The organism is Streptomyces phaeolivaceus (assembly GCF_009184865.1).
Classification (GTDB): Bacteria; Actinomycetota; Actinomycetes; order Streptomycetales; family Streptomycetaceae; genus Streptomyces; species Streptomyces phaeolivaceus.
In genome coordinates this window covers 4506892-4520822 of the sequence record NZ_CP045096.1, presented here as the reverse complement: position 1 = coordinate 4520822, position 13931 = coordinate 4506892, and the positions used below count along the sequence as shown (strand labels likewise).

At 70.1% G+C, this 13931-nt stretch carries 11 protein-coding genes; 7 read left to right on the top strand and 4 right to left on the bottom strand.

Annotated features, from left to right (window positions below):
- Window positions 1–182 precede the first annotated feature (182 nt).
- Window positions 183–1031: a hypothetical protein gene (locus F9278_RS21135; protein WP_152169748.1), complete on the top strand. Its 849-nt coding sequence runs from the start codon at window positions 183–185 to the stop codon at window positions 1029–1031.
- A 52-nt stretch (window positions 1032–1083) separates the two neighbouring features.
- Here F9278_RS21135 and F9278_RS21130 read toward each other — a convergent pair whose 3' ends face one another.
- Complete coding sequence (locus tag F9278_RS21130) at window positions 1084–3492, bottom strand: HAD-IC family P-type ATPase (protein WP_152169747.1); 2409 nt, start codon at window positions 3490–3492, stop codon at window positions 1084–1086.
- A gap of 146 nt (window positions 3493–3638) precedes the next feature.
- Window positions 3639–4055 carry a DUF2530 domain-containing protein gene (locus tag F9278_RS21125; protein WP_152169746.1) on the bottom strand — a complete coding sequence of 139 codons (417 nt, stop codon included), beginning with the start codon at window positions 4053–4055 and terminating at the stop codon, window positions 3639–3641.
- Between the two features lie 169 nt (window positions 4056–4224).
- Between F9278_RS21125 and F9278_RS21120 the strand changes: the two genes are divergently transcribed.
- Window positions 4225–5676 (top strand): NCS2 family permease, encoded by a 1452-nt coding sequence (locus F9278_RS21120; RefSeq protein ID WP_226966837.1) that lies wholly within the window; start codon window positions 4225–4227, stop codon window positions 5674–5676.
- A gap of 80 nt (window positions 5677–5756) precedes the next feature.
- Here the strand turns inward: F9278_RS21120 and F9278_RS21115 are convergent, their stop codons facing one another.
- Window positions 5757–5939 carry a ribbon-helix-helix protein, CopG family gene (locus F9278_RS21115; RefSeq protein ID WP_086764347.1) on the bottom strand — a complete coding sequence of 61 codons (183 nt, stop codon included), beginning with the start codon at window positions 5937–5939 and terminating at the stop codon, window positions 5757–5759.
- 165 nt (window positions 5940–6104) lie between these two features.
- Between F9278_RS21115 and F9278_RS21110 the strand changes: the two genes are divergently transcribed.
- The 3 genes from F9278_RS21110 (at window position 6105) to thpR (ending at window position 8885) form a co-directional block, all read left to right on the top strand.
- A complete protein-coding gene (locus F9278_RS21110; protein WP_152169745.1) occupies window positions 6105–6542 on the top strand; it encodes a MarR family winged helix-turn-helix transcriptional regulator in 438 nt (145 codons plus the stop codon).
- 195 nt (window positions 6543–6737) lie between these two features.
- On the top strand, window positions 6738–8276 hold the full coding sequence (locus F9278_RS21105) for an MFS transporter (protein ID WP_226966836.1): 1539 nt from the start codon (window positions 6738–6740) through the stop codon (window positions 8274–8276).
- Between the two features lie 36 nt (window positions 8277–8312).
- Window positions 8313–8885: an RNA 2',3'-cyclic phosphodiesterase gene (thpR, locus tag F9278_RS21100; RefSeq protein ID WP_152174001.1), complete on the top strand. Its 573-nt coding sequence runs from the start codon at window positions 8313–8315 to the stop codon at window positions 8883–8885.
- Between the two features lie 307 nt (window positions 8886–9192).
- Here the strand turns inward: thpR and F9278_RS21095 are convergent, their stop codons facing one another.
- Window positions 9193–10188 (bottom strand): aldo/keto reductase, encoded by a 996-nt coding sequence (locus tag F9278_RS21095; protein WP_152169744.1) that lies wholly within the window; start codon window positions 10186–10188, stop codon window positions 9193–9195.
- Window positions 10189–10299: 111 nt separating this feature from the next.
- Here F9278_RS21095 and F9278_RS21090 point away from each other — a divergent pair, with 111 nt between their 5' ends.
- On the top strand, window positions 10300–11190 hold the full coding sequence (locus F9278_RS21090; RefSeq protein ID WP_152169743.1) for a nuclear transport factor 2 family protein: 891 nt from the start codon (window positions 10300–10302) through the stop codon (window positions 11188–11190).
- A gap of 74 nt (window positions 11191–11264) precedes the next feature.
- Entirely contained in the window at window positions 11265–13919 is a 2655-nt protein-coding gene (locus F9278_RS21085; protein ID WP_152169742.1) for a DUF6185 family protein, read from the top strand.
- Window positions 13920–13931: the final 12 nt, after the last annotated feature.

Here is a 13931-nt window from a genome sequence, read left to right as displayed (position 1 = left end):
GTGCGCGGCGGCAGGTGAGACAGGGCGTCGGCTCCGGGGTTCCCGGGCCGGCGCCTTTTCCGTAAGGCGGGAGTCGGACTTTCGTAAGAGGTGACTGAAGAGGGCGGGGAGCGTGAAGAACGCGTGTTCTGATCATCCGGGCCAAAAGGCCCCACGATCACTCTCTCTCCACTTGGGAACGCATGCGCACAAGAGCCACTGTGGCCGCCGCCCTCGGCGCCCTGGCCCTCTCCGCCCTCGCCGTGCCGGCCGCGCAGGCCGCCGGGTCGGCCGCGACGAGCGGCAAGCCGTACACGCTGAACGTCAGCTTCTCGAACTTCAAGGTCGCCAAGTCCCTCAAGGTCGGCATCGGCGGGAAGGTCACGACGGCCGTCTCGTTCACGCTGACGCACGGTTCCGGTGTGGATGTCACCGCGGAGGACTTCTTCGCCGAGCCCTTCCTCTACCACGGCACCTTCGGCGACGAGGACACCCCGCAGCTGTTCGGCGACGACTTCGCCACCTGCGAGGTCGCCACCTCCACGACGGAGAGCTGCAAGGGCGACATCGTCGTTCGCCCCGGCGAGGACGATCTGCTCAACTCGCAGGCCGGGGCCTGGAAGGCGGGGGCCGACGCCATCGCGTTCAACGGCCAGGACCCCGCCGGCGACAAGATCGACTACACCAAGATCGGCTACAAGGAGCAGGGCAACCTCGCCTCCACCCTGGTCCAGCGGATCTCGAAGCTGACCGTCAACGCCTCCCCGGAGCCGGTCAAGAAGGGCAGGACCGTCACCGCGACGGGCAAGCTCACCCGCGCCGACTGGCAGAGCCACAGCTACAAGGCCTTCGCCAAGCAGCCGGTCAAGCTGCAGTTCCGCAAGGCGGGCAGCGGCACCTACACCACGGTCAAGACGGTCTACTCGGACGCCTCCGGCAATGTGAAGGCCACCGGCACCGCCAAGTACGACGGCTACTGGCGCTTCAGCTACGCCGGCGTGACCACGACGGCACCGGTCAGCGCCACGGCCGACTACGTCGACGTGAAGTAGGGCCGTACGTGAAGTAGGGCCGTACGTGAAGTAGGGCCCGGGAACGGCCTGTTCACGCGGGGAAGCGGCGGTCCACCCACCTCCACAGGAGCTCCAGGGCCGCCGCGGCCCCGGCCGCGACGGCGACCGCGATCCACGGCATCGTCGTACCGACCAGACGCAGGGCGAAGAAGTCCTGCAGCCAGGGGACGACGAGCACCACCACGAAGCAGGCGGCCATCGCGGCGACCAGGCCGAGGCGCCACCAGGTGTACGGGCGGGCGATGATCGCCAGCACCCACATGGAGATCAGGAAGAGGGTGAGGGTGGCGGCGCTGGTCTCCGCCTCCAGGGCGCCCTCGCCCGTGTAGTGGTGGCGGGCGATCAGATACGTGGCGAAGGTGGCCACGGCCGCCAGGACGCCGCCCGGGATCGAGTAGCGCATCACCCGCCGGACGAAGTGCGGTTTCGCCCGCTCCTTGTTGGGGGCCAGGGCGAGGAAGAAGGCCGGGACGCCGATCGTGAGGGTGGACAGCAGGGTGAGGTGGCGGGGGAGGAACGGGTACTCGACCTGCCAGCAGACCACCAGGACGGCCAGCAGCACCGAGTAGACCGTCTTCACCAGGAACAGGGTCGCCACGCGGGTGATGTTGCCGATCACCCGGCGGCCCTCCGCGACCACCGACGGCAGTGTCGCGAAGCTGTTGTTGAGCAGCACGATCTGGGCGACCGCGCGGGTGGCCTCGGAGCCGGAGCCCATCGACACACCGATGTCGGCGTCCTTCAGGGCGAGCACGTCGTTCACGCCGTCGCCGGTCATCGCGACCGTGTGCCCGTGCGACTGGAGCGCGCCGACCATGTCCCGCTTCTGCTGCGGGGTCACCCGGCCGAAGACGGTGCCCGAGTCGAGGGCCGCCGCCATCTCCTCCCGCTCGGCGGGCAGCCGGCGGGCGTCGACGACCTCGCCGGTGAGACCGAGCTTTCCGGCCACCGAGCCCACCGACACCGCGTTGTCTCCGGAGATGACCTTCGTCCGGACGTTCTGCTCCTCGAAGTAGCGCAGGGTGTCGGCGGCGTCGGGGCGCAGCCGCTGTTCGAGGACGACGAGGGCGGTCGGCTCCGCGTCCAGGGCGACCTCCGGGTCGTCCAGCTCGCGGCCCACCCGGGCCAGCAGCAGTACCCGTAGCCCCTCCTCGTTCAGGCGTTCGGTCTCGGTGAGGGCCGGGTCGTCCTCGGGGAGCAGGACGTCGGGGGCGCCGAGCAGCCAGGTGCTGGACTCGCCGCCGCCCTCGTTGAAGGACGCGCCGCTGTACTTGCGGGCCGAGGAGAACGGCAGCGACTCGGTGCACCGCCACTCCTCGCTGTCCGGGTAGGCGTCGATGACGGCCTTGAGGGAGGCGTTCGGGCGCGGGTCCGACTCACCGAGCGCGCCGAGAACCTTGCGTACGTACGACTCGTCCGCGCCGCCCAGGGGGCGCAGCTCGGTGACGTCCATGCCGCCCTCGGTGAGGGTGCCGGTCTTGTCGAGGCAGACGGTGTCGACGCGGGCCAGGCCCTCGATGGCCGGGAGTTCCTGCACCAGGCACTGCTTGCGGCCGAGGCGGATCACCCCGATCGCGAAGGCGACCGAGGTGAGCAGGACGAGGCCCTCGGGGACCATCGGGACGATGCCGCCGACCGTGCGGGCGACGGAGTCCTTGAAGTCGTTCTCCTTCACGATCAGCTGGCTGATGATCAGACCGATCGCGGTCGGGAGCATCATCCAGGTGACGTACTTGAGGATCGTGGAGATGCCGGAGCGCAGCTCCGAGTGGACGAGGGTGAAGCGGCTCGCCTCCTCGGCCAGCTGGGCGGCGTAGGCCTCCCGGCCGACCTTCGTGGCGGTGAACGCGCCGCCGCCCGCGACCACGAAGCTGCCCGACATCACCTGGTCGCCGGGTTGTTTGACGACCGGGTCGGCCTCGCCGGTGAGCAGCGACTCGTCGATCTCCAGGCCGTCGGTCTCGACGCACTCGCCGTCCACGACGATCTTGTCCCCGGGGCCGATCTCGATCAGGTCCCCGAGGACGATGTCGGAGGTGCCGACGGACGCGGCGACCCCGTCCCGGCGGACCGTCGGTTTCGCCTCGCCGATCACCGCGAGGGAGTCCAGGGTCTTCTTGGCCCGCCACTCCTGGATGATGCCGATGCCCGTGTTGGCGAGGATCACGAAGCCGAACAGGCTGTCCTGGATCGGCGCGACGCCCAGCATGATCACCCAGAGGACGCCGATGATCGCGTTGAACCGGGTGAAGACGTTGGCGCGGACGATGTCCACCATGGAGCGGCTGCTCCGCACGGGTACGTCGTTCACCTCGCCGCGGGCCACGCGTTCGGCGACCTCGGTCGCCGTCAGCCCACGCGCCCGCCCCGGCCGTGCGGGGGCCGGGGCGGGGGTGGGGTGCACAGGATCGAGCTCGGTACCCGCGTCGATGTGCGTCATGCATTCGACGGTACGTGCGGATTTGGGGCTTCACCCGCCGAGTGCGCGAAAGATCCGACCTGGGGAGGAGGGGTTTGCTTCGCGGTGATGCCGGGGTCGTACGCGGCGGGGGTGAGGTGGGTGCCGTCGGCGATCGCCGGACGGGCTCAGTTGGGGGTGGGGCGGGCTGTCGCGTCGTTGGCCTCGGGCTCGGCCTTGGCTGCGATTCGGTCGGCTTCGGCGGCCTCTTGCCTTGCCTCTGCCTCCTCTGCCTCCTCTGCCTCCTCTGCCTCCTCTGCCTCCGCGGACACCGCGGCCTCCGCCCCGGCGGCGGCGTCGCGTGCCGCGTCGCGTTTGATCGCGGCGTCGCGGCGGCGGACGTAGTAGATGCCGATGAAGCCGAGGCCGCCGCCCGCGAGGCAGGTCCAGACCCACCAGGTGTGTCCGTGGTCCTCGAACCAGCCGTAGAAGGGGAGCTGGACGACGAAGAGGACGAGCCAGAGGATCGTGCCGCCGATGATGACCGGCACCACGGGGCCCTCAAGGGGCTCCGGTGCCTCGTGCTTGGGGGTCCACTTCGCCATGGGGCACAGCTTACGAGGCGCGCGGGTCTACGCGCGGAGATGGTGTTCCCCGCAATGTATGTTCATACTGAAACGGTTTCTGGCTGGCTACTTCTGTTCGTAGAAAACTCCAATGGTGCGTGGGTGACCGGTGGGTGTCCGCCCTTCCCCGTTGGGGATGAGGTCTCTTATGTCCCCGCAGTCCCCGCAGTCCGGGCGGTCCGTGCGGTCCCCGCAGTCTCCGCAGGGCTCCTTCGATCGCTACTTTCGGATCACCGAGCGCGGCAGCACGCTGTCGCGTGAGATCCGGGGCGGGTTCGCCACCTTCTTCGCGATGGCGTACATCATCGTGCTGAACCCGATCATCCTGAGCAGTGCGAAGGACATGTACGGGCATCAGCTGGACTACGGCCAGCTGGTCACCGCGACCGTGATCACCGCCGCCTTCACCACGCTCCTCATGGGCGTCATCGGCAATGTGCCGATCGCGCTGGCGGCGGGCCTCGGCGTGAACACGGTCGTCGCCCTCCAGCTCGCGCCGCGCATGTCCTGGCCGGACGCGATGGGCATGGTCGTGCTGGCCGGTTTCATCGTGATGCTGCTGGTCGCGACGGGGCTGCGGGAGCGCGTGATGAACGCCGTGCCGCTGAGCCTGCGCAAGGGCATCTCCATCGGTATCGGTCTGTTCATCATGCTGATCGGGCTGGTGGACTCCGGTTTCGTCACCCGTATCCCGGACGCCGCGCACACGACCGTGCCGTTGCAGCTGGGCGCGGACGGCCATCTGAACGGCTGGCCGGTGCTGGTCTTCGTGCTCGGCGCGCTGTTGACGCTCGCGCTGATCGTGCGCAAGGTGCCGGGGGCGATCCTGATCTCGATCGTCGCGATGACGCTGCTCGCGGTCGTGATCGAGGCCGTCGCCAAGCTGCCGGCCGGGTCCTGGGGGCTGACGACGCCGAAGTGGCCCGGCAACCCGGTCGCGACCCCCGACTTCGGGCTGATCGGTGAGGTCAGTCTCTTCGGCGGCTTCTCGAAGGTCGGTGTGCTGACCGGCGTCCTCTTCGTCTTCACGGTCCTGCTGTCGTGCTTCTTCGACGCGATGGGCACGATCATGGGCGTCGGCGACGAGGCCAAGCTGACCGACGCGGACGGTCAGATGCCGGGGATCAACAAGGTGCTGTTCGTCGACGGCATCGCCGTCGCCGCCGGTGGCGCCAGCTCCTCGTCCGCCACGACCTGCTTCGTGGAGTCGACGGCGGGCGTGGGCGAGGGGGCGCGCACCGGTTTCGCGAATGTGGTGACCGGTGCGTTGTTCGCGGTCGCGCTGTTCCTGACGCCGGTCGCCACGATGGTTCCCTCCCAGGCGGCGACCCCGGCGCTGCTCGCCGTCGGGTTCCTGATCCTCGCGAACTCCGTCCGCGAGATCGATTGGGCCGACTATACGATCGCGATTCCGGCGTTCGTGACGATGGTGATGATGCCGTTCACGTACTCGATCACCAATGGCATCGGCATGGGCTTCCTCACCTTCGTCGTGCTGCGCCTGGCCGCGGGGCGCGGACGTGAGGTCCCGGTCGCGATGTACGTGGTGGCGGCGGTCTTCGGCTTCTACTACCTGATGCCGGCGCTGGGTCTGACGTGAGCGACCGCCGCCACCGCCCTGGCGCCCCCCCTGACCCCTGGCGCCCCCCTGACCCCTGACGTCCCCCGTCAGGTCCCCCGTCACGTCACCCCGTAGAACTTCTCCGTCTCCTCGACGGCGGTCTGGAACCGCTCGTCGAAGTCGTCCCGAATGAGCGTCCCGATCACGTAGTCCTGGACGCTCATTCCCCTTTTCGCGGCGTGGGTCCGGAGCCGTTCGAGCAGCTCCTCGTCTATCCGCAGGCTGAGCACAGTGGTCCCCATGTGTACGAGGGTCAGCTGTGTTCCGGTGCCTTGTGTCACGTTCTGCGTACCAGTCACTCATATGAGTGACGTGAGGATCTGGATCGGTGTGAGTGGCGGGTCTCACGGGCACGGCTGTGGAGTTCCGGTGGTCTTTAGCGAGAGTAATGAGTTACGCTAAAGAACATGCCTGACCTGAACCATGGCGACGACGAGGCCGCTGTGAACGCCCTCCGTTCCGCCGTGATGCGCCTGTCCCGTCGGCTCAAGCACCAGCGCGTCGACGAGTCGCTGAGCCCGACCGAGATGTCGGTGCTCGGCACACTCGCCCGCTGCGGCACCGCCACCCCCGGTGAGCTGGCCCGCAAGGAGCATGTGCAGCCGCCCTCGATGACCCGGATCGTCGCCCTGCTGGAGAGCAAGGGGCTGGTGAAGCTGGAGCCGCATCCCGAGGACCGGCGGCAGAAGGTGGTCACCCAGACCGAGCGGGCCGAGGCGATGTTGGAGGAGAGCCGGCGCAAGCGCAACGCGTTCCTCGCCACCCTCGTCGAGGGCCTCGACGAGGACGAGTGGTCCGCGCTGCGGACCGCCGCGCCGGTGCTGGAGAAGCTCGCGCATCTCTGACCCCGCGCCCGGCCGCCGGATGCGCCGAAGCCGTGGGGACACGCCGGATCGGCCGCCGGTACGCCCCTGCCGACAGCCCGTGCGCCCTGCGGGGGCGGGCATGGGCCGACCCGAAAACCAGCAGACAGAACAGGAGCGGTGAGGCTTACGCAACCGCACGACGTACACGCGTTTCACGCAAGGAGGCGAACCCCTTTGAGTACGGGCCCCGGAACACCTTCCGTCCCCGCACCCCCGCCCGCCCACGAGACCCCGCCGACCCCCGCCGAAGTGCCGGAGGCACCGCCGGATACCGCCGGGTCGGTGAAGCCCCGGGCGCCGATGCCCACCGACCCGCCCGCGATTCCCGGCCCCCCGGCCCCCGAACAGGCGGCCCCGGCCCCGGACAAGGGCCCTGCGGCCTCCGCCCCCGACGCTCCGGCCCCGGTCGCGCGTGAGCGGGTCTCCATGTTTCGGTCCTTGCGGGTGCGGAACTACCGGCTGTTCTTCGTGGGGCAGGTCGTGTCGAACATCGGCACGTGGATGCAGCGGATCGCCCAGGACTGGCTGGTGCTGAGCCTGACGGGGTCGTCGACGGCCGTCGGCGTGACGATGGCCTTGCAGTTCCTGCCGATGCTGCTGTTCGGGCTGTACGGCGGGGTGCTGGTCGACCGGTTCCCGAAGCGGCGGCTGCTGTTCGTGACACAGACGTCGATGGCGGTGACGGGGCTGGCGCTCGCCGCGCTGACGATCTCCGGACATGTCCAGGTGTGGCACGTGTACGTGGCCGCCTTCGCCGTGGGCATGGCGACCGTGGTCGACAACCCGGCCCGGCAGTCGTTCGTGTCGGAGATGGTCGGGCCGGAGCAGCTGCAGAACGCGGTCAGTCTGAACTCCGCGAACTTCCAGTCCGCCCGGCTGGTCGGACCCGCCGTCGCCGGTGTGCTGATCACCACCGTCGGCACGGGCTGGGCCTTCCTCTACAACGGCCTCTCCTTCATCGCCCCCATCACCGGCCTGCTGCTGATGCGGACCCGTGACCTGCACCCCGTGCGCCGCGCTCCTCGCGCCAAGGGCCAGCTCCGGGAGGGCCTGCGCTATGTGGCCCGCCGTCCCGAACTGCTCTGGCCGATAGTGCTCGTCGGCTTCATCGGCACCTTCGGCTTCAACTTCCCCGTCTGGCTGTCGGCGTACGCGGACGACGTGTTCCACGCGGACGCCGGCTCGTACAGCCTCTTCAACACGCTCATGGCGGTCGGTTCCGTCGCCGGCGCGCTGCTCGCGGCCCGTCGCGGCACCGCGCGGCTGCGGGTGCTGATCGGGGGCGCGCTCGCCTTCGGCCTGCTGGAGATCGTGGCCGCGCTGGCACCCACGTACTGGATGTTCGCCCTGCTCATGGTCCCGATAGGGATGTTCGGGCTGACGGTGAACGTCACCACCAACACGGCCATCCAGATGAACACCGACCCCGCGATGCGCGGCCGGGTCATGGCCCTCTACATGATGGTCTTCCTCGGCGGTACGCCGCTGGGCGCGCCGATCGCCGGCTGGGCCACCGACGCGTACGGCGCCCGTGCGGGCTTCGTCGCCGGCGGTGTCGTCGCCACGGCCGCCGCGGTCGTCGTGGGCCTGGTCCTCGTCCGGGCCGGAGGGCTCCGGCTCTCGGTGGGCTGGAACCACGGACATCCGAAGGTGCGGTTCGTACCGAAGGAGCAGGCCGAGGGGTCGGCGGTTCCGGTGACGACCGCGGCCTAGGGCTGCGAGGGTGGGGGCATGAGTGCGACGAGTGCCGTGCGGCTGTTCGCCGCGGTGTTGCCGCCCGCCGAGGTCGTCGAGGAACTCGGCCTGAAGGTGGGGGAGTTGAAGGGGGCGGCCGGTGCGGACCGGTTGCGGTGGACCGCGCCGCCCGGCTGGCACTTCACGCTCGCCTTCTACGGAGAGGTCGAGGAGGACGTCGTACCGGAGCTGTCGCGGCGCCTGGAGCGGGCCGCCGGGCGGAGCGGGCCGTTTCCGCTGGCGGTGCGCGGGGGCGGGCAGTTCGGGCACGGGCGGGCGCTGTGGGCCGGGGCCGAGGGCGACCTCGACGCGCTGCGGCTGCTGGCCGACCGGGCGGAGGCGGCGGCGCGCAGGGCCGGGGTGCCGATGGGGGAGCACCGCCGGTACCGGCCCCATCTGACGGTGGCCCGCAGCCGGGCGGACGCCGATGTACGGCCGTACGTCGCCGCGCTCGACACCTTCGCCGGGCGGACGTGGACCGTCTCCGACCTCGCGCTGGTGCGCAGCGAGCTGCCGACGTCCGGGGTGGCGGGGGAGCAGCCGCGGTACGAGGTGGTCGCCCGTTGGCGGCTCGGGGCCGCCGGTTAGGCTCGGGGGGTGGACCCGAAGACCCGTAACCGGATCATGGCCGGTGTGCTTGTGCTGATGTTCGCGGTGGTCGCTCTCGCGGCGGCGGTCGGTAGGTAGCCGTTGTGTCGTTCGTCGGGTGCGGGCCGGTGGGGGCTGGTCGCGCGGTTCCCCGCGCCCCTGAAGAGTCGGGGCTGCGCCCCGTGCTCTTCGGGCCGGAAAAGCAGGGCGCAGCCCGCTTTTTCAGGGGCGCGGGGAACCGCGCGACCGGCCCCCACCGGCCCCCACCGGCCCGCACGACAGCGCCTGAAGACGTACGGCGCCCCTGTTACCAGGCGAACGCCTCCGGGGACGGGCCCGGACCAGGGAAGATCTCGTCCAGGGACGTCAGTAGTTCCTCGCTCAGGTCCAGCTCGGACGCGCGGATCGCGGAGTCGAGTTGTTCCGCCGTGCGGGGGCCGACGATCGGGCCGGTGACGCCGGGGCGGGTGAGGAGCCAGGCGAGGGCGGCCTCGCCGGGTTCGATGCCGTGCTTGTCGAGGAGGTCCTCGTACGCCTGGACCTGGGCGCGGACCGCGCTGTCGGCGAGGGCGTCGGCGGACCGGCCCGAGGCGCGGCGACCGGCCTTGGCCTCCTTCTTGATGACCCCGCCGAGCAGTCCGCCGTGCAGCGGTGACCAGGGGATGACCCCGAGGCCGTACTCCTGTGCGGCCGGGATGACCTCCATCTCGGCGCGGCGCTCGGCGAGGTTGTAGAGGCACTGCTCGCTGACGAGGCCGATGGTGCCGCCGCGGCGGGCTGCGGTCTCGTTGGCCTGGGCGATCTTGTAGCCGGGGAAGTTGGAGGACCCGGCGTACAGGATCTTGCCCTGCTGGACCAGTACGTCGACGGCCTGCCAGATCTCGTCGAACGGGGTGGCCCGGTCGATGTGGTGGAACTGGTAGACGTCGATGTGGTCCGTCTGCAGCCGCTTGAGGCTGGCGTCCACGGCCCGCCGGATGTTGAGGGCGGAGAGCTTGTCGTGGTTGGGCCAGGCGTCGGCGGAGGCCGCCATGTTCCCGTACACCTTGGTCGCGAGGACGACCTTGTCGCGGCGCTCGCCGCCGCCCTGGGCGAACCAGTTGCCGATGATGCTCTCGGTGCGGCCCTTGTTCTCGCCCCAGCCGTACACGTTCGCCGTGTCGAAGAAGTTGATGCCCGCGTCCAGCGCCGCGTCCATGATCGCGTGGCTGTCCGCTTCGTCCGTCTGCGGGCCGAAGTTCATCGTGCCGAGGACCAGTCGGCTGACCTTGAGTCCAGTGCGTCCGAGCTGTGTGTACTTCATGACTCCCTAGCCAAGGCGGTGGAGTGCGCTCTAGGCAAGCGGGATCTTGACGCTGACCAGGGGTCGGCGCTTTCCTTCGGGAAGCGTCATTAACTTGAACTTTCAAGGAAAATCGGGTCCCCCACCACGCCTGCCCGCCGCGCCGTCGTCCCGGCCGTCGCGGCACCGCGCGCGATCGTCGAGCGGGGCGCGCACGGCGATGCCGCGCGCGTCGGCCACTACCAGAAGGCCGTTGCCGTACGAGTCCTCAAGGGGGTGTTCGAGGACGGCGACACGGCGGTCGTGGACCGCTACGTGCGGCCGGACTACATCCAGCACAACCCGCTCGCCCCGGACGGGGCGGAGACGCTGAAGGGGCTCGCGGGAGCGGTGAGCGGGCAGTTCCCGGACGCCGCGTACGACATCAAGCGGGTCGTCTCGCAGGGCGACCTCGTCCTCGTGCACTCCAACGTCGTGCTCACGCCCGGCACTCGGGGCTCGGCCGTCTTCGACATCTTCCGGTTCCAGGGCGGGCGCATCGCCGAGCACCGGGACGTGGCGCAGGAGGTGCCGGAGTCCTCGGCCAACGGCAACGACATGTTCTCCACGGTCGGTCGGCCGCGCACCGGCGAGCCGGGCCAGGCCTGGCCGACCGCGTACAACGAGAAGCCGGTGACGAAGGCGTTCGACCGGCTGCTGGTACGGAAGGACCTGTCGGCGCTCGACACGTACTGGGGCCCCGAGTACCACCAGCACAACCCGACCATCGCCGACGGTGTGGCGGGGGTCAGGGCCGGGCCGGGCGGCTACTTCCGGCAGTTCCCCGACCTCACCGTCTCGCGCAAGCGCGTCATCGCCGAGGGCGACCTCGTCGCCGTACACAGCCACTACGACAACGCCCCGGGCGAGCGCGGCCAGGCCGTCCTCGATCTGTTCCGGGTGCGGAACGGGAAGATTGTCGAACACGGGGACGTCCTTCAGGACGTGCCGGCGACCTCGGCGAACGACAACACGATGTTCTGACCGGCGCACCGTTTTCCCGATGACCCCGGCGGTCATGATGTCCGGCACGGGTGCCGTTCGGGGGGACATGTGTGGTGAGAAGTCGTGCGTGCGCGTGGATCCTGCCGGTGCTGGCCGCTGTGGTCGGGGTGGTGACGGCGGCGGGGCCCGCTCCGGCGGCGGAGGCGTCGGCCGACGACCGCTGCCGGAGCGCGAAGCTGGCCGGGGCCGAGGTCGGTACGTCGGTGCGGTTGGAGCACGACGACCAGACGTACACCAAGGTGGTCACCGAGCTGACGGTCGACCTGCCGGGGACCTGGCCGCCGGCGCGGGACCTGCTGCTCAGCGAGAACAGCCGGCCGTACATCGAGGCGATGGCCTGTCTCCTCGGGCCGGACCGGGACGACCCGGGCTGGGACGAGCAGCGGACCCGGCCGCCGGTCGTCACCTCGACCGGCGGCCGGGTCCGTGTCGTCCACAAGGCCTACGGCTGGGTCAACTACCACGCGACCGTCAAGGTGGGCCTGTGGCGGATCCGGCCGACGCGGCTGGAGGAGTGGAAACTGTGGCTCGACGCGCCGGACCCCTTGCTGGGCGCCTGGTGGGACGAGATCAAGGTGGACCCCGGACGGCCGGGAGCCGAGCGGGCGGAGCCCGAGCCCCGGGCGGGCGAAGGGGCCACGGCGCTGGTGTGGCGGCCCGGCAAACCGGACCGGAACGACCTGGCATGGGTGGAACAGGACGAAGCCTCGAAAGAACTGCCCGAGGAAGTCGCCGTGACCGTCACGGTCCGGCCGCCCTGGCAGCGGGCATGGGCCGCGTGGGGCTTCCACCCGTACGCGGTGGCGCTGGACTTCCTCGGCATCGTGCTCTGGGCGGCCACCTTCGCGGCCCTGCTGCGGACGGCGGTGCGGCGCTACCGGCGGCGACCCGGTTCACCGACCGATCCCCGTGTCCGCGCGCTGGACAATCTGCGGCGATGGGCACCGACGCTCGTCGCCCTCCACGCGCTGGCCGCGGCGGACGGCCTGACCGAACGGATCCTGGAACTGCTGGGACAGCCCGCCTACATAGAGATCCAACTGATCGTCCAGCACGGTCTCGCCCTGCTCTCCGTTGTCGTCCTGCTCTCCTTCGCCCGTCCCCCACGGTCCGTCCGGAGGGTGATCGGCGGCCTGCTGCCGGCGGCGGTGGTGCTGTGGCTGGTCACGCTGTGGGCGACGACGACCCCGACTCCGCCGCCGCTGGAGGGCGAATACGCCGACGAGGCGGTCGAGATCGCACTCAACGGAGCCGGTTCGTTCTGCCTGGTGGTTCTGCTGCTGCTCTCCTTCGTCGCGGCGGCCTGGCGGCTGGCGGTCGACGGACGGCTGTTGCCGCCGAGCCGCCGCTTTCCCGGCCGGGACCGACGGTTGCGGCTCAGGGTTGCCGCGTCGACGGTCCTGTCGGCCACGGTGGCCATCGGCATATGTCTGGCGCTGGCCAACGAACGCAACTGGCAGCAGGCGAGTTGGCTGATGGACCGGATGGACTCCGAGTACGGCGAGGAACACAGGGACGATTTCGCCAGGACAGCGATGTGGGCGGTCAGTTGGGTGCAGGACTGGCTGGTCGTCGATCACGGCTGGCTGCTCACGAGCCTCGCTGTGATCGCCGTGCTCCGGGTCTGGCACGATTCGGCCGCCCTGTCACCCCTGCACGATGCGGCGGACCGTGTTCCGCTGCTGGTCCTCTTCCCGCTCGCCGTCGGCCTGGACACGGAGAACCACCTCGGCAACGCCCTGCTCGAATTCCTCTGGATCCCCCTCTACGCGCTGGCCCTCTACTGGACCACGGCCCTGTTCGCCCACCGTTCCGTCCTCGCTCAGCCCTTCGAGATATCGAGACGTCCGCTGTCCACGGTGGTGGGACCGGCCGCCCGCAGGACGCTGCTGGACAAGGCCCGCTCCTATCGTGAGATCCACGCCGAACTGCGCCGCCTCGACCAGGGGCTCTTCGGCGACGCACCGCCCGAACGGGAGAAACTGGAAAGGCGGTTGGGCAGGCTGCACAACTGGCGGGTGAACGACGCACCCGGCGCCGCCCCCGACCGGTTGCCCGACAAGGTGTCCGTCGTCGACGCGGCTCTCGCCCTGGGGCCGCGCGACGACTGGTGGGGCAATGGGGTGCGCGGTGCCCGGTTCGCGCTCGTGCCGGGGGTTCCGGCCGCCGTTCTCGACACCTGGTCGGAGTGGATTCGCGGGGAGGGCTGGCAGAACACCCTCTCCGACCTGCTCGGGTTCGTCGGCCTCGCGTCCACCCTCGTCTCCTGGACGGTCACCTTCGCCGGGGCGGGCTTCGTGCTGGGAGCGCTGTGGCGGGTGCTGCCGGGGCGGCGCGGCGCCGTCAAGGCATTGCCGGCCGCCGTGGCCTTCGCGCTACCGGTGGGGCTCGATGTGCTCGTCACCCGGCTCCTGCGCGAGAGCGCGGCCAATGTCGCGCTCTACGTCCTGACGATGCTCTTCGTCCTCACCGTCACGGGGATCGCCCTCGACCTCGACACCTTCGCGGGCGAACGGCGTTACTGGCAGAGCCGACTGGGACTGCTGCTGTCCGTCTACCAGATGCGGTACTACTCCCTCCAGGTCGCCTATCTCGTCGGTCAGATCATCGCCATCATCACCATCTGGCAGTTCTTCGCGGAGCCGACCGCGGTGCCGTGGGGTGGGGAGGCGCCCCCTTCGTCGTCGGACGAGGGGGCGGGCGGCTGAGCAGCGGGGGCG